The sequence below is a fragment of the Roseateles sp. GW821-FHT09H11 genome, assembly GCF_059415845.1.
The window spans coordinates 571,542-589,508 of record NZ_JBWKOA010000005.1; the positions used below are offsets into that span (position 1 = coordinate 571,542).

Annotated in this window: 18 protein-coding genes and 1 rRNA gene; 13 read left to right on the forward strand and 6 right to left on the reverse strand. The window is 67.7% G+C overall.

Annotation, left to right across the window (positions count from 1 at the left end):
* Positions 1-25 precede the first annotated feature (25 nt).
* Complete coding sequence (locus tag AC07PR_RS19465) at positions 26-1,087, reverse strand: lactonase family protein (RefSeq protein WP_495136251.1); 1,062 nt, start codon at positions 1,085-1,087, stop codon at positions 26-28.
* A 73-nt stretch (positions 1,088-1,160) separates the two neighbouring features.
* Here AC07PR_RS19465 and AC07PR_RS19470 point away from each other — a divergent pair, with 73 nt between their 5' ends.
* Positions 1,161-2,342 carry a GGDEF domain-containing protein gene (locus AC07PR_RS19470; RefSeq protein ID WP_495136252.1) on the forward strand — a complete coding sequence of 394 codons (1,182 nt, stop codon included), beginning with the start codon at positions 1,161-1,163 and terminating at the stop codon, positions 2,340-2,342.
* A gap of 252 nt (positions 2,343-2,594) precedes the next feature.
* A complete protein-coding gene (locus AC07PR_RS19475; RefSeq protein ID WP_377159765.1) occupies positions 2,595-3,227 on the forward strand; it encodes a GNAT family N-acetyltransferase in 633 nt (210 codons plus the stop codon).
* Positions 3,228-3,301: 74 nt separating this feature from the next.
* Here the strand turns inward: AC07PR_RS19475 and AC07PR_RS19480 are convergent, their stop codons facing one another.
* Positions 3,302-4,090 (reverse strand): TetR/AcrR family transcriptional regulator, encoded by a 789-nt coding sequence (locus AC07PR_RS19480; RefSeq protein ID WP_495136253.1) that lies wholly within the window; start codon positions 4,088-4,090, stop codon positions 3,302-3,304.
* 46 nt (positions 4,091-4,136) lie between these two features.
* On the opposite strand from AC07PR_RS19480, the gene AC07PR_RS19485 reads away from it, so the two are divergent.
* Positions 4,137-4,718, forward strand: coding sequence for a GNAT family N-acetyltransferase (locus tag AC07PR_RS19485; protein ID WP_495136254.1), 582 nt, complete (start codon positions 4,137-4,139; stop codon positions 4,716-4,718).
* A complete protein-coding gene (locus tag AC07PR_RS19490; protein ID WP_495136255.1) occupies positions 4,709-5,218 on the forward strand; it encodes a GNAT family N-acetyltransferase in 510 nt (169 codons plus the stop codon). Before AC07PR_RS19485 ends, AC07PR_RS19490 begins: the two co-directional genes overlap by 10 nt.
* 23 nt (positions 5,219-5,241) lie before the next feature.
* On the opposite strand, the gene AC07PR_RS19495 is transcribed toward AC07PR_RS19490, so the two are convergent.
* Complete coding sequence (locus AC07PR_RS19495; protein WP_495136256.1) at positions 5,242-6,408, reverse strand: PQQ-dependent sugar dehydrogenase; 1,167 nt, start codon at positions 6,406-6,408, stop codon at positions 5,242-5,244.
* Between the two features lie 254 nt (positions 6,409-6,662).
* Between AC07PR_RS19495 and fusA the strand changes: the two genes are divergently transcribed.
* The 6 genes from fusA to AC07PR_RS19525 all read left to right on the forward strand — a co-directional run bounded on the left by fusA (position 6,663) and on the right by AC07PR_RS19525 (position 11,968).
* Entirely contained in the window at positions 6,663-8,792 is a 2,130-nt protein-coding gene (gene fusA / locus AC07PR_RS19500) for an elongation factor G (RefSeq protein ID WP_483107980.1), read from the forward strand.
* A gap of 99 nt (positions 8,793-8,891) precedes the next feature.
* The gene (locus AC07PR_RS19505; RefSeq protein WP_495136257.1) at positions 8,892-9,491 is read left to right on the forward strand and encodes a hypothetical protein; all 600 of its coding nucleotides are present in this window, start codon (positions 8,892-8,894) and stop codon (positions 9,489-9,491) included.
* A 254-nt stretch (positions 9,492-9,745) separates the two neighbouring features.
* Complete coding sequence (locus AC07PR_RS19510) at positions 9,746-9,931, forward strand: hypothetical protein (protein ID WP_431100414.1); 186 nt, start codon at positions 9,746-9,748, stop codon at positions 9,929-9,931.
* Between the two features lie 66 nt (positions 9,932-9,997).
* On the forward strand, positions 9,998-10,249 hold the full coding sequence (locus AC07PR_RS19515; protein WP_377159749.1) for a hypothetical protein: 252 nt from the start codon (positions 9,998-10,000) through the stop codon (positions 10,247-10,249).
* A 273-nt stretch (positions 10,250-10,522) separates the two neighbouring features.
* Positions 10,523-11,296, forward strand: coding sequence for an HDOD domain-containing protein (locus AC07PR_RS19520; RefSeq protein WP_495136258.1), 774 nt, complete (start codon positions 10,523-10,525; stop codon positions 11,294-11,296).
* A gap of 60 nt (positions 11,297-11,356) precedes the next feature.
* Complete coding sequence (locus AC07PR_RS19525) at positions 11,357-11,968, forward strand: methyltransferase domain-containing protein (protein ID WP_495136259.1); 612 nt, start codon at positions 11,357-11,359, stop codon at positions 11,966-11,968.
* A 10-nt stretch (positions 11,969-11,978) separates the two neighbouring features.
* On the opposite strand, the gene AC07PR_RS19530 is transcribed toward AC07PR_RS19525, so the two are convergent.
* Positions 11,979-12,461 carry an Lrp/AsnC family transcriptional regulator gene (locus AC07PR_RS19530; protein WP_088407753.1) on the reverse strand — a complete coding sequence of 161 codons (483 nt, stop codon included), beginning with the start codon at positions 12,459-12,461 and terminating at the stop codon, positions 11,979-11,981.
* Positions 12,462-12,597: 136 nt separating this feature from the next.
* Between AC07PR_RS19530 and hppD the strand changes: the two genes are divergently transcribed.
* Entirely contained in the window at positions 12,598-13,722 is a 1,125-nt protein-coding gene (gene hppD, locus AC07PR_RS19535) for a 4-hydroxyphenylpyruvate dioxygenase (RefSeq protein WP_483107985.1), read from the forward strand.
* 12 nt (positions 13,723-13,734) lie between these two features.
* Here hppD and AC07PR_RS19540 read toward each other — a convergent pair whose 3' ends face one another.
* Positions 13,735-14,679, reverse strand: coding sequence for an esterase/lipase family protein (locus AC07PR_RS19540; RefSeq protein WP_495136260.1), 945 nt, complete (start codon positions 14,677-14,679; stop codon positions 13,735-13,737).
* Positions 14,680-14,904: 225 nt separating this feature from the next.
* On the opposite strand from AC07PR_RS19540, the gene AC07PR_RS19545 reads away from it, so the two are divergent.
* Both AC07PR_RS19545 and AC07PR_RS19550 read left to right on the forward strand, forming a co-directional pair.
* Positions 14,905-16,599, forward strand: coding sequence for a long-chain-fatty-acid--CoA ligase (locus tag AC07PR_RS19545; protein WP_483107987.1), 1,695 nt, complete (start codon positions 14,905-14,907; stop codon positions 16,597-16,599).
* 32 nt (positions 16,600-16,631) lie between these two features.
* Positions 16,632-17,576 (forward strand): MBL fold metallo-hydrolase, encoded by a 945-nt coding sequence (locus AC07PR_RS19550; RefSeq protein WP_495136261.1) that lies wholly within the window; start codon positions 16,632-16,634, stop codon positions 17,574-17,576.
* A gap of 71 nt (positions 17,577-17,647) precedes the next feature.
* Here the strand turns inward: AC07PR_RS19550 and rrf are convergent.
* Positions 17,648-17,760: ribosomal RNA gene (gene rrf, locus AC07PR_RS19555) — 5S ribosomal RNA — on the reverse strand.
* Positions 17,761-17,967: the final 207 nt, after the last annotated feature.

The following is a 17,967-nucleotide window of genomic DNA, read 5'->3' on the forward strand; positions in this document are numbered from 1 at the left end:
GCCCGGTCGTCGCCCGTCCACCCGCTCAGCGAAACACGACGCAGGCCGCGCCTGGCATGGCGATGAAGCGGCCGTCGAAGCGCGGCAGTTCCTGGCCGTCGAGCCGGAACACGCAGACCTGATGACTGCGCTGCAGGCAGACCCACAGCTCCCGGCCGTCCGGACTGAAGGTCGCGCTGCGCGGATAGCTGCCTTGCGCCCAGGTCTCGCCGCGCCATGACGGCCGCCCCTGGTCGTCGAGGTCGAAGACGGCGATCGCGTCGTGCAGCCGGTTCAGCGCGAAGAGCCGACGACCATCCGGCGCGACGAGCAGGTCCGAGGCGTAGCTCAGGCCTTCGAATCCTTCGGGCAGGCTGCTGAGCCGAAGTCGATGCGTCAGACGGCCCTCCCCGTCCAGGCCCAGCCAGTCGAGCGCGTTGGCCTGCTCGTTGAGCAGATAGACCTGTCCGTCGTCCTGGGGATGGAAGACGAAGTGGCGCGGACCTGAGCCCGTGGGAAGCGTCAAGCCGTCGAGTTCGAGCGGGTCTGCGGCGGGCCCCTCGAGCCGCCACACCCGCAGCAGGTCGCGCCCGAGGTCGCTTCCCAGCATCAGCGGCCATCGCGGATGGTGGCGAATCATGTGCGCATGCGCATCGGCGACGGGGTCGACACCGACTCGCGGCATGACGACCCGCTCGGGTGCCCGCAGCGCGCCATCCGCGCCGATCGCCGCGCGGCGCAGTGTGCCGTCGCCGTAATGCGCGATCCATGCATGGCGCGCCTGCGCATCGAGCGCCAGGTGCACCGGCAAGGTCCCGCCGGTCGCGTGTCGGGACAGCAGGGTCAACGTCCCGTCCTCCGGGTCGACGTCGAAGCTCGCCAGCTCGTGGCCGTCTTCCAGCAACGCATGCAGATGCCTTCCGCCTTCGGCGAGGTGCAGCCAGGTCGGACTGCCCGGCAGCGCCGCCGCGAGGCGCGCCCGGACATGCCCCTCGGCATCGCGCACCAGCGCGTGGATGCCGGCACATGGCGGCGCATAACCGCCTGCATAGGCGAAGGGCAAGCCCTCGAACGGGGCCGAGGAAATCGTGGGGGTGGCAGGGGTCATCGGAGCGCGACTTTACGGCCACAATGTCCTGTCATGACCAGCTCCAGCCCGTCCTCGCCGGCGGGTGCCGCGTATGCGCTTCGACGTCCCGACGCTGTTCAGCCTGATGCTGATCCAGTCCCTGGCGCTGGCGCTGCTGCTGCCGCTGCTGCTCGGCTGGTGCGACAGCATCGCCGCCCGTCGCGCGCAGCTCAGCGCGGCCGCGCAGGCCACCGGTTGGGCGTTGTTGCTGTTGCCGCCCGACGGCACGCGCCTGACGTCGATCGTCGCGCTCGGGCTGCTCAGCCTCAGCGTCACGCTGCTGTGGATGGCCGCCGACCGCTGGCTGCCGAGGCGGCTCGGCCGCCTTTTCCAGTACGGCATGCCGGTGCTGGTCATGGTCGGCTACGGTGCCGGCTGGGACAACTATGCGTTGCGCCTGGCCTGGTCCAACGGCTGCATCGGCCTGCAGATGCTCGCGCTCGGCGCCAGCCTGATGCAGCCCGTCAAGCGCGGCCCGGTCGGCAACCTGCGATGGCGGCTGCTGTTCACGGTCAGCCTCGGCCTGCTGGCCGTGCTCAACCTGGCGCGGGCCTACCTGGCCGGCTTCGACACCGCGAACCTGCCCCGCTTCGACGCCCCGCATCCGCTCAACATGGTCTTCGCCGTCGTCGCCAACGTCTGCGTGCTGGCCGCCGCAGTCGCGATCCTCGTGGCCTGGCGCGGCGAGAGCGAGGCCGAGCTGCGCCGCCTCACGCAGATCGACGCGTCCACCGGGTTGGCCAACCGCCGTGCGTTCCAGCAGCGTTCGGTGGACATGATCTCGATGGCCCGGCGCTACAGCGAGCCGCTGATGCTGCTCGTGATGGACGTCGACGGCTGCAAGGCGATCAACACCACGCACGGCGAGGCCAAGGGCGACCAGGCCATCGCGCTGTTCGGTCGCTGCCTGGACGAGCAGAAGCGCCTAGGCGACGTCGTCGCGCGCATCGACGGCCAGCGCTTCGCCGTGCTGATGGCGCGCTCCGACCTGGTGGGGCCGCCCGCGCTCGACCGCCGGCTGCGCGATGCCTTGCTCGAACTCGCGCCGCGCGAGCTCGGTTTCACGCTGGGCTACTCCGCCGGCTGGGCCAAGCTGCGCAACGGCGACCGCAACATCGAGGACCTGCTGCACCGCGCCGAAGCGGCGCTCTATGCCGCCAAACGCCAGGGAAAGGGGCGCCTGTGCGCCGAACCGGGGCTCGAGGCCGAGCTCAGCGTGGCCGTTCCGGCCTGAGCCCCCCCTCGCTCACGGCCCCGGCGGGCACGACGGCGTCGGGACGAGGTCGGACCGGCCCCCGTCCACCTCCCCGCGAGGCCGTGAGACGTGACGCGGTTCACGCGCGCCACACCACTCGCGCGGCAATCGCCCAGTCGACAGGCGCCAACGCCCGGTTGGCATGACGTTTGCGTCAGGGTTTTCCAGGTCCCGCCGTGATCCACAAGATCGGTCGGGATGCCGTAGACCCTCGCCCTGGAGTTCCCGCACATGCATGTCGCCCTCAGTCCCACGGCCGTTCACGCTCGAGCCCCTCGCGCCCTCAATCCGCTGGCCAGCGATGCCGCCGCGTCGCAGCACCTGCAACGCGCGCCGATGGAGGTCGTCAAGCTGACCTCTCGCGATCTGCAGTGGCTGCCCGCCCTGACGAACCTGCTGATCGACAACGTCCATCTCGGCGCCACGCTGGGCTTCCTGGCCCCGCTGTCGCGCTACCAGGCGCTGGACTACTGGCACGGTGTCTTCGCGCGGCTGGGCCAGCACCACATGCTGTGGATCGCTTGCGAATCGGAAGGTCCGGGCCGTCTGCTGGGCGCCGTCCAGCTGTCGCTGTGCCCGCTGGCGAATGCGCACCACCGTGGGGAAGTCCAACGGCTGATGGTGCACAGCCAGGAGCGCAGCCGCGGCGTGGCGGGACAGCTGATGTCGCGCCTGGAGTGCGCGGCGGCGACGCAGGGCCGATTCCTGCTGCAACTCGAGACCTGCGCGGACTCGCAGGCGGAAGCGGTGTTCGCGCATCTCGGCTGGCAGCGCGCCGGCCAGATCCCGGATCACTGCCACGGCGCCGAGGGCCAGCTGCAGGCCGCCGCGCTGTACTACAAGCGCCTGCCGCATCTGGTCTGAGCTTCCCGCGCCAGCGCACGGACGCCGGCGCCCGGCGCCCGGCGTCCTCGTGCGCCCGACCGGCAGCGCGTGCGTCAGCGCCCTGCCAGCAGGCCCGCGAGCAGCGCTTCGATGCGCTTCGCTCGCGCGGCAACGCCGCCCAGCGCGGCGAGCCCGCCCTGCTCCAGCATCACCAGGCCATGCAGCCCCGCCCAGAGCGCCGCGGCGCGCGGCGCCGGCAACGCCGCCGGGGCGATCAATCCGTCCAGGCCCGTGATCAGCGATTCGCGCAGGGCGACCGGCGTGTCGAGCATCAGCAGCCGGTAGTCATGCGGGTGCTGCAACCCCCAGTTCACGAAGGCCCGCGCCACGGCGGCGGCTTCACCGCCTGAGGCGGCTCCGTCCGCCGCGCCTTGCAAGCGCGAGAGCAGCGTGCGCAGGCTGTCCTCGGCCAGGCGCGCGAGCAGTTCCCCCTTGTCGTGGAAGAAGCTGTAGAGCGTCGCATGCGAGTAGCCCACCGCCGCGCCGACTTCGCGCAGCGTGAGCGCGTCGGCGCCGCGCTCCGCAAACAGCTCGCGCGCCGCGGCCAGGATGCCGGCCTCCAGTGCGAGCTTGTGCGCGGCGCGCCGCTGCTGGGAGGCGGTCTGCGGCACATCCGCATCGTCACCGAGACCCAGGGCGGCCTCGCCGTCGAGGTCGCCCTCGTTCAACGCCTTTCGTTGCGCCTGACGCTTGAGTGGACCTTCCGGCTTGGCCACCTTCTGTCGCACGCGCGGCTGGGGCTTCGCCTGCGGTCTCGCATCGGCCGAACCATCCGGCCGGTCCTGCACGACGCCCGACGTGTTGTGCAGGCCTTTCGGACCGCTCGGACGCGGGTCCGGCATCGGCGCTCGGCCGCCACTTGTGGATTTGCTAACCATTGGTTAGTATTTGATCAACGGTTTGAATGAAGACTGGACGATGCCACAAAACCCTGCGATTGACCATGCCGACGCCCCCTTCGCCTTGCCGGTGCTGGAGGCAGTCTCCGTCGCTCACCCCGATGCGGTGCTGCTGATGCATCAGCTCAACCAACGGTTGGCATCGCTCAGCGGCGACTCCGGCGCCAGCAGTTTCGAAGCAGGCTCGATGCCGACCGGGCGGTCGGTGTTCCTGGTTGCGCGAGACGCCGACGGCACCCTCCTCGGCTGCGGCGCGGTCCGTCCGCTCGCGCAGGCTGGCGTGGCGCCGGTGGCCGAGCTCAAGCGGATGTTCGCCCGCGACGGCACCCGCGGGGTCGGTGCAGCGCTGCTGGCCGCGCTGGAGCGGGAAGCCCTCGCCATGGGTTATCGCGCGTTGTGGCTGGAGACCCGTCGCGTCAACGGACGCGCGCTGCGCTTCTATCGGCGGCACGGCTATTCCGACATTCCCAACTACGGCAGCTACGTCGGCCGCGAGGAGGCGGTGTGCCTCGGCAAGCCGCTGCGCCACGCTGCCGCCCCATCGTTGAACAAGGAAGCCTCATGGATCTGATCGAACTGCGCGGCACCGACCGCGACTGGATGCCGGCGCTCGGCGAGCTGTTCTTCGATGTCATCGATGGCGGCGGCTCGCTGGGGTTCCTGGAGGACGTCGACGAGGCGCAGATGCGCGAGTACTGGGAAGGCGTGTTCGAGCAGCTCGGACCGCGCCATCGCCTGTGGATCGTGCGGGAAGGCGACCGGGTGCTCGGGACGGTGCAGCTGGCGATCTGCGGCAAACCCAATCAGCGCCATCGTGCGGACGTGATGAAGCTGATGGTCCACCGCGACGCGCGGCGACGTGGCCTCGCCGTCCAGTTGATGGCCACGCTGGAACAGACCGCGCGCGACGCGGGCCTCACCTTGCTGACCCTGGACACGGAAGCCCAGTCCGCCGCGGAGACCTTCTACCAGTCGCAAGGCTTCCAGCGCACCGGCGAGATTCCGTGCTTCGCCGCCAACCCACGCGGCGAACTGCAAGCCACCGCGCTGTACTGGAAGCGGCTGGACTGAGCGCTCGCCAGCGCATCAACGCCTCAACGCGACAAGCGCATCAGCTTGCCGCCATCGGTCACCGTCAGCAGCGCGCCGTCGCGCGCCTGGATCACGTCGCGGAAGCGTTCGCCGAGATCGCCGAACATCTTCTCCTTGCCGCTCACCGTGTCGCCGTTCAGCGCGATGCGCCACAGCGCGGTGCCCGCCAGCGAGCCCGAGATCAACTGCCCGCGCCACTCCGGGAACATGCTGCCCGTGTAGAAGACGAGCCCCGCCGGCGCGACCGAGATCGGCGTCCAGGTCGTCAGCGGCTCGACATAGGTCGGCGCATGCGTGCCGCCGCCGATGCGACAGGCGTCGCCGACCGGCGAGCCGTAGTCGCAGCCGTAGCTCTTGATCGGCCAGCCGTAGTTCTGGCCGGCACGCGCGATGTTGACCTCGTCGCCGCCTTGCGGTCCGTGCTCGGTGATCCACAGCTCGCCAGTCTGCGGATGCAGCGCGGCGCCCTGGATGTTGCGGTGGCCGTAGCTCCAGATGCCCGGCTTGGCGCCCGCCGCGAAGCTCGGGTTGTCCGCCGGGATGCTGCCGTCGCGGTTCACGCGGATCACCTTGCCCAGCGTCTGCTGCAGGTCCTGCGACGGGCTGCCCTTCATGCGCTCGCCGGTCGTGATGTAGAGCGTCTTGTCGCGCGCGAAGACCAGCCGTGAGCCGTAGTGCCCCGTGCCGTCGACCTTGGGGGATTGGCGGAAGATCACCTGCACGCCGGTGAGCGCGTCGCCCTCCAGCCGGCCGCGCGCGACCGTGGTGCCGGCCTTGCCGGACTCGGCGCCGGTGCCCGGCTCAGAGTAGGAGAAGTAGACCCAGTTGCTGCCGGCGGTCGCAAAGTCCGGGTCGATCGTGATGCCCAGCAGCCCGCCCTGGCCGCTGTCCAGCACCTTGGGCACGCCGGCGACGGTCGCCTCGGTCTTGCCGGCCGCGGACAGCCGCACGATCGTGCCGCCCTTCTGCGTCACCAGCAGCCGGCCGTCCGGCAGCTGCGCCAGGCCCCAGGGACGGTCGAGCGTGCTGTTCAGCGTCTGCATCGAAGGCGCCGCCGCGCCGCCGCCGGGCTGGGTCGGCGCGGCGGTGTCATCCCCGCCGCCGCCGCCACCGCAAGCCGTGGCCGCCATCGCGACGGCCAGTGTCGACATCCATTCCGCCACGCTCATGTCCGTTCTCCTTGTTGCCTGCCGCTCGTGCCGGTGTCACGACACCGTGAAGGCGGCCAGTCTAGGCCGCGCCCGCAACGGAGTTGCAAGCGGATGAAATCGGCGTCTCCGGACGCTCCCGCGACACGGGCAATCACCATGCGCGCCCAGGACCGAGCCGGATGCCCCTGCTTGTGCAGGCCCTGCGCTTCCTCTACGCTGGCCGCAGTCCGGCTCCAGACCCACGTCCAACTCTTGCCTGAGAGGAACGAGCCATGTCCCCCACTCCCTCCCCCGACACGGAAGGCGCCCCCGCGGGCAGCCCAGGCGGCGCCGCGGTGGCCCGGCATCCCGGCATCGCGGCGATCCGCACCCTCGTGCTGGCCGGCCCGGCCGGCGCCGGCAAGACCACGCTGGCCGAGGCCCTGCTGTTGAAAGCCGGCGCCATCAAGACCGCCGGCAGCATCGAGAAAGGCAGCACGGTCAGCGACCACGATCCGCTCGAGCGGCGGATGCTGCATTCGCTGCAGGCCTCGCAGATGCACATCACGCACGAGGGCCTGCGCATCCACCTGCTCGACACGCCGGGCGCGCCCGATTTCATCGGCCAGGCCTTGCCGGCACTCGAGGCGGTGGAAACGGTCGCCGTCGTCATCAACGCGCAGAACGGCCTCGAGCTGATGGTCCAACGGATGATGGACGCGGCGGCGGGGCGCGACCTCACGCGGCTGATCATCGTCAACAAGATCGATGCGCCGGGTGTCGACGCGCAGGCGCTGCTCGGGCAGCTGCAAGCGGCCTTCGGACGGGAGTGCCTGCCACTGAACCTGCCCGCCGCGGGCGGCGCGCGGGTGCAGGACTGCTTCTTCGGCTGCAGCGGCGAGAGCGACTTCGGCTCGGTCGAGGCGGCGCATCGCGCGCTGGTGGAGCAAGTCGTCGAGGTCGATCCGGACTTCGTCGACCGCTACCTCAACGACGGCGACGTGCCCGCCACCGAGCTGCATGCCCCGCTGGAGCAGGCCTTCCGCGAGGGTCACCTGATCCCCGTGTGCTTCGTGTCCGCGCGCACCGGCGCGGGCGTGGCGGAACTGCTCGACGTGATCGAGAAGCTGCTGCCCAACCCCTATGAAGCGAACCCGCCGCAGTTCATGCGACGCGAAGGCGACGAGGCGGAACCGCTGATCGTCGCGATGGATCCGGCGCAGCACGTCGTCGCGCATGTCTTCAAGATCCAGTCCGACCCCTACCTCGGCAAGCTCGCGATGCTGCGCGTCCATCAGGGCACGCTGAGGAAGAACGCCCAGCTGTTCGTCGGCCACGCGCGCAAGGCGGTGCGGGTCGCCCATCTGTTCATGCTGCAGGGCAAGGAGCACGTCGAGATCGAGCAGGCGCTGCCCGGCGACCTGTGCGCGCTGGCCAAGATCGACGAGTTGCACTACGACGCGGTGCTGCACGACGCGCAGGAAGACGAGCATCTGCACCTGGCGCCGATCGCGTTGCCGACGCCGGTGCACGGCGTGGCGATCCGACCCAGCCGTCACGGCGACGAGCAGCGGCTGTGGGAGGTCCTCGCGCGCCTGGTCGAGGAGGACCCGTGCCTGCGCCTGGAACGTGGTGGCCAGGAGGAGGGACTCGGCCCGCAAGGCGGCGAGACGCTCGTCTACGGACTGGGAGAGTTGCACCTGCGGGTGCTGCTGGACCGGCTCAAGGAGACCTACAAGTTCGACGTCCAGACCCAACCGCCACGGATCGCGTATCGCGAAACGATCTCGGCGAAAGCCGAGGGGCATTACCGCCATAAGAAGCAGACCGGCGGCGCAGGGCAGTTCGGCGAGGTGTGGCTGCGCATCGAGCCGCTGGAGCGCGGCGCAGGCTTCGAGTTCCGCGACGAGGTCAAGGGCGGGACGATCCCCGGCCAGTTCATGCCGGCGGTCGAGAAAGGCGTGCGGCAGGCGCTGGCGCAGGGCGTCGTGGCCGGATATCCGGTCGTCGACCTGCGGGTGACGGTCTTCGACGGCAAGCACCATTCGGTCGACTCCAAGGAGATCGCCTTCATCACGGCGGGCAAGAAGGCGCTGATCGCGGCGGTCCGCGAAGCGCGACCCGTGGTGCTGGAGCCGATCGTGCAGGTCGAGATCAGCGCGCCCGAGAACGCGACCGGCGACATCACCGGCGATCTGGCGTCGCGGCGCGGTCAGGTGCTCGGGACGCGCAGCAGCGTGCCTGGACTGATTGGCGTGGACGGGCTGGCGCCGCTGGCCGAGCTCAGCGCGTACCAGAACCGGCTCAACGCGATGACCAGCGGCCAGGGGCGCTACACGATGGTGCTGTCCCACTACGAGGCGGTGCCCCCCAATACACAGGCCCAGTTGGTGGCCGGCTACCACCTGAAGGAGGAGGAGTAGCCCCCGCTCCCCTCACCGTAGCGCTACCACGCCGATGGGCACGGCGCTGGCCCCGGGGTGGGGGCCGGGCGTTTGTGAACGAAGCTTTATCATTGGGGGATGTGTTCCGCCCACCGAGACGTCGCGCAGATCCGCCTGGACAACGCGATGCGCTTGTTCGACGAGTTTGTCTCCGCGACGATCAAACATCCCGATGCCGCCGCCCTGCGCGGCCTTGAGCGCCGTTTTGCCGAGCGCCTGCAGATCCAGCCCAGCTACTGGAGCCAGATCAAGAGCCGCTCGCGGCAGATCGGAGAGCGGCTGGCCCGCCAGTTCGAACAGTTGACCCACAAGCCCAACGGCTGGATGGACCAGGAACACGGCCCGCTCGGCACCGCCGCGCCGGCGGCCGGCGGTACCTCGCAGAGCAACACGGCTTTATCAAGCGCAAGCCGGCCAGGCTCGGCGGACAACTCCCCCAGCCTGCCGCAGGACGACGACGAGCGCTTCATCGTCGGTCTGGTGCTGACCTACTACCGCCGCCATCCGCAACGGGCGCGCACGCGCCTGCTGGATCTGCTGGGCGAGGTGCTCACCCCACCCGCGCCGAATGCGCCGCCCGTGCCGGCGCCCAGGGCCGCCGCGCCAGCGGCCTCCGACGTCGACGACTGGCACAAGCTGCAGCGGAGCATCGCACCGCTGAAGTCCAAGAAGCGCTGACGCGCTTCTTCCGCACGCCCCAACCCTGCACACGCCACGCCGACCCGGTGGGCGCCCGCCTGGGCGCGTCCCGTCGCCCAGGGACAACGTCTGATGAAAAGCTCTTGCGCTTGATAATCAGATGTTTATCATCTGCGCAACTTTTGAGCCCCCGCCGCAACGGCCGCGCTGTCTGGCGCCGTCCCGGGACCGAGGCGCTCACGCTGTCCGACCCCTTTCCGTCCCCTTTCGTCTGTCATCACAGGAGGCTTGCCATGGCCCAGTTCACCACTCCCCGTCCGCGTCTCGCAATGACCCTGCGCAAGCCGCGCAATCCCTTCGTGGCCCTGAGCCACGGCCGTTCCGCGGGCCGTCACGGCCCCACCGGCGGCGGCCGCCGCCAGCAGGAACAGCAGGCCCTGAAGCGCGCGCTTCAGCGGCACGACGACTTCAGCCCTTGAAAGGGTAGCCTCCGACGGAACGGGATGTCCTCCCGGTCCGGCGCAGGCCGCCCCGGGAGACAAGAAATGCAAGAGATCACCTTGATGCCAGGCCGCATGCACGGTCTGGTCCGCCAGCAGAGCCTCCGGGGCTGGCTGGCGATCCTGCTGCTCAGCGCCGGCGGGCGCCTGATCAGCTGGGCCTGGCACGTCGCTCCGGCGGCGCGTCGGGAAGCTCCGGCCGAAGGGCTTGAGTTCCACGCCGATGCCGATGGCGCCGGCCGGATCTACGTCGACGGCCAACTGCAGGGCACCCTCGCGGGTGTGCAACGGCTGTGATGCCGGTCTGGCTCGCGGTCGCCGTGGCCGCGGTGGGGATCAAGCTCGCGGGCGCCGAGCCGATATACGATGAACAACGTTCACCGTGCATCGCCGCCCACGCGACGACCCCGCTTCATGACCCAGAGCGCTCCGCCCGCTGCGTCTGCCCCGTCCGGGAGCGGGCCGGGGAATCCGCCGATTCCCTCCCCGCCTCCGGCGCCGCGGACGCCGTTCCAGCCGCTGACCCGGCCCTTGCCGGATCTGGCGGCGTGGACGGCCCGCTTTCGCGACATGGAGATCCCGGTACTGGCCAGCACGGCCGAGCAACTGGAGCTCTGGCGCGCGAATGAGGACGCGGTCGACGCGCACCTGCTCGGCGAGTTCCTGAGCAAGGATCCGCTGATGACGCTCAAGCTGCTGGCGCATGCCGCGTCGCAGCGCTCCAGCCGGCTGCTGACCGACACCGAGACGGTCACGGCCGCCCTGGTGTTGATGGGCATCACCCCCTTCTTCAAGGCCTTCGGCGAGCAGCCGACGGTCGAGCAGCGTCTGGCAGACCGACCGGACGCGCTGGCCGGCGTGCAGCGCGTGCTGCACCGCGCCGAGCGCGCGGCCCGCTTCGCACTGGGATTCGCCGCCCACCGCGCCGATCCCGACGCCGCCGTCATCCACAGCGCCGCGCTGCTCCACGACTTCTCCGAGATGCTGCTGTGGTGCGAGGCGCCGGACCTCGCGCTCGAGATCCGGCGCCGTCAAGAGGCCGATCCGACGCTGCGCAGCGTCGCGGCGCAGCGCGCGGTGCTCAACGTGGAACTCGGCGATCTCGAGCAGGCCTTGATGCGCACCTGGCGTCTGCCAGAGTTGCTCGCCCACATCGTCGATGACAAGAAGGTCCACGACCCGCAGGTCCGCAGCGTGATGCTGGCAGTCCGCCTGGCGCGACACACCGCACAGAGCTGGGAGAACCCGGCCGTGCCGGACGATCTCATCGAGATCGGCCAGCTGATGAGCCTCTCACCGGCCCATACGCTGAAACTCGTCCACGAGGTCGACGGCGTCATCTGACCCCGCGCCCGGTTACGCTGTCCGCTTCGCAGGAACGCGGACACCGCGCGAGGAGACAACATGGCCGGCCCCGATCAAGCGTTCTGGCAACAGCGGTTCGAGACCGGTCAGACCGGCTGGGACCGCGGCAGCGCGCATCCGCAACTGGCGACGTGGATGGGCGACGGATTGCTCGGCAACGGCCAGCGCATCGTGGTGCCGGGCTGCGGTCGCGGCCACGAACTGGCCGTGCTGGCGCAGGCGGGGCTCGACGTGACCGGGCTCGACTACACGCCGGCGGCCGTCGAGAGCGCCCGCGCCAAGCTCAAGGAGGCGGGCCTGCCGGGTCGGGTCGAACAGGCGGACGTGCTGGCCTGGCGTCCGGACCAGCCGCTCGACCTGGTCTACGAGCAGACCTGCCTCTGCGCCCTGCACCCCGATCAATGGACGACCTACGCCGAGCAACTGCAGCGCTGGCTCAAGCCGGGAGGGCGGCTGCTGGGGTTGTTCATGCAGGCGCGGCGCGAAGAGTCCGAGCTCGGCCAGGTCGTCGGCCCGCCGTACCACTGCGACATCAACGCGGTGAGGGCCCTGTTCCCGCTCGCCCTTTGGAAGTGGCCCGCGCCGCCCTACCTGCAACGCCCCCACGAGCGAGGGTGGTTCGAACTGGCGGTGGTGCTGGAACGCCGCTGACGTCCCCGGCTCACACCGGCAAGGCCGTCGTGTTCTTCAACCGGTCCAGCACGAAGCTCGTCTTGCAGTCCTGCACGCTGGGATGACGCAACAGGGTGTCGCTGATGAAGCGCGCGTAGTGGCTCATGTCCTCGACAAGCACACGCAGCAGGTAATCCATCTCCCCCGTCAGGGCGGCGCATTCCACCACTTCGGGCCAGGTCTGGACCGCGGCGCGGAAGAGGTCCATCGGCGTGCGCTTGTGGCTCTCCGTGTGCTTCTCCAATCGGACGTTGATGTAGGCCGTGAGCCCCAGCCCCACCCGCTCCGGATTCACCAGCGCCACGTAGGCGGTGATCACGCCGCCTTCTTCCAGCCTCCGGACCCGCCGCAGCACCGCGGACGACGACAGGTTGACCTGCGCCGCCAGCGCGTCGTAGGTCATGCGGCCATCGGCCTGGAGGGCGTGGAGGATGCGTCGGTCGATCGCATCGAGCTCGATCTGCTTGTCCATGCCGAGATTCTTGCAGGATTCCTGCGCCTCACCCCAAGAGGACGACGTGGATCGCAGAAATCCTGCGCCCTCCACCTTCTACAGTGACGCCATCGCATTTCTGACCAGATCCCCTTGACGGGAATCGGAGACAAACATGGCATTCACCCCCTGGGACAACCCGATGGGCACCGACGGCTTCGAGTTCATCGAATTCGCCGCGCCCGATCCCGCCGCGCTCGGCGCGCTGTTCACCTCGATGGGCTTCGTCGCTGTCGCACGCCACCGCCACAAGAACGTGACGCTGTATCGCCAGGGCGATGTGAACTTCATCATCAACGCCGAGCAGGACGCCTTCGCACAGCGCTTCGCGCGCCTGCACGGCCCGTCGATCTGCGCGATCGCGTTCCGCGTCAAGGACGCCGCCTTCGCGTACCGACGCGCGCTGGAACTGGGCGCCTGGGGCTTCGACAACAAGGCCGGCCCGATGGAGCTGAACATCCCGGCGATCAAGGGCATCGGCGACTCGCTGATCTACTTCGTCGACCGCTGGCAAGGCAAGAACGGCGCGGCCGCCGGCGAGATCGGCAACATCAGCATCTACGACGTCGACTTCGTTCCGCTGCTGGACGCGGAAGGCCAGCCGGTGCAGTCGACGCCCAAGGGGCATGGCCTGACCTACATCGATCACCTGACCCACAACGTCTTCCGCGGACGCATGAAGGAATGGGCTGAGTTCTACGAGCGACTGTTCAACTTCCGCGAGGTCCGCTATTTCGACATCGAGGGCAAGCTGACCGGCCTGAAGTCCAAGGCGATGACCAGCCCCTGCGGCAAGATCCGTATCCCGATCAACGAGAGCAGCGACGACAAGAGCCAGATCGCGGAGTACCTGGACCTGTATCACGGCGAAGGCATCCAGCACGTGGCACTGGGCACCGACGACATCTACAGCAGCATCGAAGGCATGCGGGGGACCGGCGTGGTCTTCCAGGACACGATCGAGACCTACTACGACCTGGTGTCGAAGCGCCTGCCCGAGCACGGCGAGAACCTCGACGAGTTGCGCCGCCTGCGCATCCTGATCGATGGCGCCGCGCATCAGGGCGCGCCGCACGAGCTGCTGCTGCAGATCTTCACCAAGGAGGTGATCGGCCCGATCTTCTTCGAGATCATTCAGCGCAAGGGCAACGAAGGCTTCGGCGAGGGCAACTTCAAGGCGCTGTTCGAAAGCATCGAGCTCGACCAGATCCGCCGCGGCGTGCTCAAGGCCGACGCCTGATCTTTGCCTGACTCAGCCCGCCCGGCTCGCCCTTTCGGGTGCACGCTGGGCGGGCTCTTCGAGCAACTGCATCGCCCGTTCGAAGGCCTGCGGCTCGAACACCAGTTGCAGATGTCCCCGCGCCGGGAGGTGCAGGACGCGGGCGCCGGGCAGGATGGCGGTTTCCGCCGGGAACACGATCTGGTCGCAGTGCCCGTAGAGGCAATCGAAATGACCTGCCAGCTGTGCAGGCTCCTCGCGCGCCATCTGATTCAGCCATTCCGAATCGCCGCGCATCTGGCGGGCGTTTTCGGTGGTGCCAAGTTTCGCCAGCAGCGTGCCGTGATGCGGGGTGCCCAGCGTCAGGATGCGATGGATGCGGTCAAAGGCGTGGCCCTGGCTGCGCCACCAGGCGCGAGCGCTCAATCCGCCCATGCTGTGCGCGACGATCAACGGCGCCTGCCCCGTGCACGCCTGCAGCGCGTGCATAGCCGCGTCGATCTGAGGCGCGTAACGATCGATCGAGCCAAATGCCGGCTCCTGGGTGATGGCGACGAAGGGAATGCCGCGCTTGCGCAGCGCCTTCATCCATCCGTTCCACAAGCCGCGATTGCAGCCATAGCCGTGCAGGAGCACGACGCCGCGCTGCCCTCGTCCCTGCGCGGCGTCGGGGATGAAGTCGGGCTCCTGGTGCTCTGCCCACGGTTGCTGCCAGCTGAACACCTTGGTCACCACGACGACTTCGCGCCACCATGCGTGCAGCAGGTCGCCGAGCGGCGCGGTCGGGAGCCCCGGCGCCGGCGGTATGACGCGCAGAACCAGGAACTGCGGCAGCATCGTCAAAGGGGGCCCCAGCACGAACAGCGCGAGGACGGAAAGACCGATCCATGGCGTCCAGAGAACGGCCGCCCACGCGGACAGCAGCGGTCCGACGATCCAGCGAAACAGGGAAGTGAGGCGCTGCAGCCTGCCGTTCATCCGGACTCCCGGGCAAAGCATCGAGTGTAGAGGTGGGTTCGGCGTCGCCGGGAGTTCGGAAAATTCTGCGGCGGCGTGCACCGCCCCTCGGATCACCCACGTTGTCCCTCACGTGACGCGTCGGCCTAGGGCATCCCCGCTACGACGAGACCGCGTCAGCCGCCAGCATCGGCAGTTCCTCGGGGGCCAGCCCCCTCCCCAACATCAAGAACGCGACGAGGAGACATGACCGCAACCCACACCGACAAGCCTTGGCTCAAGAACTATCCGCCAGGCGTTCCTGCCGAGATCCCCGTCGATGTCTATCCCTCGCTGGTAGCCCTGCTGGAGGAGGCCTTCCGCAAGCATGCGCGCCGCGATGCGGCCGCCTGCATGGATCAGCGCCTGACCTTCGCGCAGGTCGATGAGCTCTCGACCGCATTGGGCGCCTGGTTGCAGCACCGCGGTCTGGCGCGGGGTGCTCGCGTCGCCATCATGATGCCGAACGTGCTGCAGTACATGGTGACGATCGCCGCGATCCTGCGCGCAGGCTACGTCGTCGTGAACGTCAATCCGTTGTACACGCCTCGCGAGCTCGAGCATCAGCTGAAAGACTCCGGCGCCGAGGCGATCATCGTCCTCGAGAACTTTGCCAAGACGCTGTCGGAGGTCATCGACCGAACTCAGGTGAAGCACGTGGTGCTCACCGGTTTGGGCGACATGCTCGGTTGGTGGCGCGGGCCACTGATCAACTTCGCGGTTCGACATGTCAAGAAGATGGTGCCGGAATTCCGCCTGCCATTGACCGGCGGCCGCAGCGTCACGCGCTTCAACAAGGCGCTTGCGGAAGGCGCAGGCCAGCCGCTGAGGCCGGTGCAGGTGGGCGCCGAGGATCCCGCGTTCCTGCAGTACACCGGCGGCACGACCGGCCTGTCCAAGGGGGCGACGCTGCTGCATCGAAATGTCGTGGCCAACATCCTGCAGAGCGAGGCGTGGTTCGCGCCGATGCTCAACAAGCTGGGCGACAAGCCGCTGACCATCGTCTGCGCGCTGCCGCTGTATCACATCTTCGCGCTGACGGCGTGCTACATGCTGGGCGCGCGGATGGGGATCATGAATCTGCTGATTCCCAATCCGCGCGACATTCCAGGGCTGATCGCCACGCTTCGCAACTACCGCGTGAACATGTTCCCCGCGGTCAATACGCTGTTCAACGCCTTGGCGAACGACCCCGCCTTCGCCAAGCTGGACTTCAGCGAACTGGTGATCTCGAACGGCGGTGGCATGGCAGTGCAGCAGGCCACGGCGGAGAAATGGGCTCGCATCACCGGCTGTCCCGTCGTCGAAGGTTATGGACTCTCGGAGACGTCTCCTGTCGCGACGGTCAACCGCCTCGACCTGGATCAGTTCAACGGCTCGATCGGGCTGCCTGTTCCAAATACTGAGATTGCCATCCGCGACGACGACGGGAATGACGTGCCATTGGGGCAGCGCGGAGAGATCTGCATCCGCGGCCCTCAGGTGATGGCCGGCTATTGGAATCGCCCGGACGACACCGCACAGGCAATCGGCCCGGACGGATTCTTCAAGACCGGCGACATCGGCGTCATGGACGCCGAAGGCTTCACACGCATCGTAGATCGCAAGAAGGACATGATCCTTGTCAGCGGGTTCAACGTATATCCCACCGAGATTGAACAGGTGGTCAATCTGCATCCCGGGGTCATGGAATGCGCTGCGATCGGAGTTCCCGATCAGCATTCAGGTGAGGCGGTGAAGCTTTTCGTCATCAAGAAGGATTCGGCGCTCGCGGAAGAGGACTTGTCCGCCTACTGCCATAAGCAACTGACCGGCTACAAACGTCCGAAGTACATCGAGTTCCGCGATGAGCTGCCCAAGACGAATGTCGGCAAGATCCTCAGGCGCGAGTTGCGCCAGTAGCAGTTCGATTGGACTTGGCGAGACGCGGGGCGATGGGCCACCTAGACCTTCCTGCCGGCATGACAGTGCTGGAGCGCGGATGGCTCTCCTCCAACAACATCCTGCTTCATGGCGCGACACGTGAGGAAGGTGCGGTCCTGGTAGATACCGGGTACTCGTCCCATCGTGAACAAACGCTCGCACTGATCGCGGAATCACTCCGGCCGGGTGAAAAGCTCCGGCTAATTGCCAATAGTCACTTGCACTCGGATCATTGCGGTGGAAACGCGGCCCTCTCGGCGAGGTATCGTTGCCCAGTTTTGATCCCCCCGGGCGAATTCTCGGCAATCTTGGCCTGGGACGAGGCCGCACTCAGTTTTCGCGCCACTGGCCAATACTGTGAGCAGTTCAGCCCCACGGGCAAGCTGATTCCCGGCGAAGCCTTGTACCAAGGTGGGCACGAATGGCAGATTCATTCGGCACCAGGCCATGATCCCCACTCGGTGATCCTTTTTGAGCCAGAGAACCGGACACTGATCTCGGCTGACGCGTTGTGGGAACGGGGTTTCGGCATTGTGTTTCCGGAGCTCGACGGCGAACACGCGTTCGCGCACGTGGGCGCGACGCTGGACCTCATCGAATCGCTCGACCCTCGAATCGTTATCCCGGGTCATGGCTCGCCATTTAAAGATGCACAAACCGCCCTGAGCTCTGCACGCGGAAGACTCGAGTATTTCCAGCGCGAGCCTCGAAAACACGCCATGCATGCGGCTAAGGCACTGACGGTCTTCCACATGCTCGAAGCTCAAGCCTGCCCAACGGAGGACTTGGTCGAGTGGCTGACGAGCACCCCTATCCTGGTCCAGACCTGGAGACGGTTCTTTGACTCGGATCCGCTACATGGTTGGGCAGCGGAGTTGGTGCAGAACCTCGTACTTGGCGGCGCCTTGCAACAGGACTCGACGCCAATTCGAACAATCTCAGCTGCGAGCGGTTGAAGTCGGAAATTGCTTCCGGAAAAGGCAAAACCCCTCGACCATGGCTGATCGAGGGGTTTGGCGGGGTATTAGCCTGACGATGACCTACTTTCACACGGGAATCCGCACTATCATCGGCGCTGAGTCGTTTCACGGTCCTGTTCGGGATGGGAAGGGGTGGGACCGACTCGCTATGGTCATCAGGCTTGACTGGTTGGCTTGCTGAGGGGCTCAGCAGGCCCAATTCGGTAGAGTCAAATCAGCTTGGTTTGATTGCGTCTTCAGGTTTGAAGAACGGTTTTGATCGGGCATTCCCAGCATGAGCGGGATGCGCGTCGATCTGCGTGACCACTCACCTTGACGTTTTGAGTGTCAAAGTTATAGGGTCAAGCCTCACGGGCAATTAGTACTG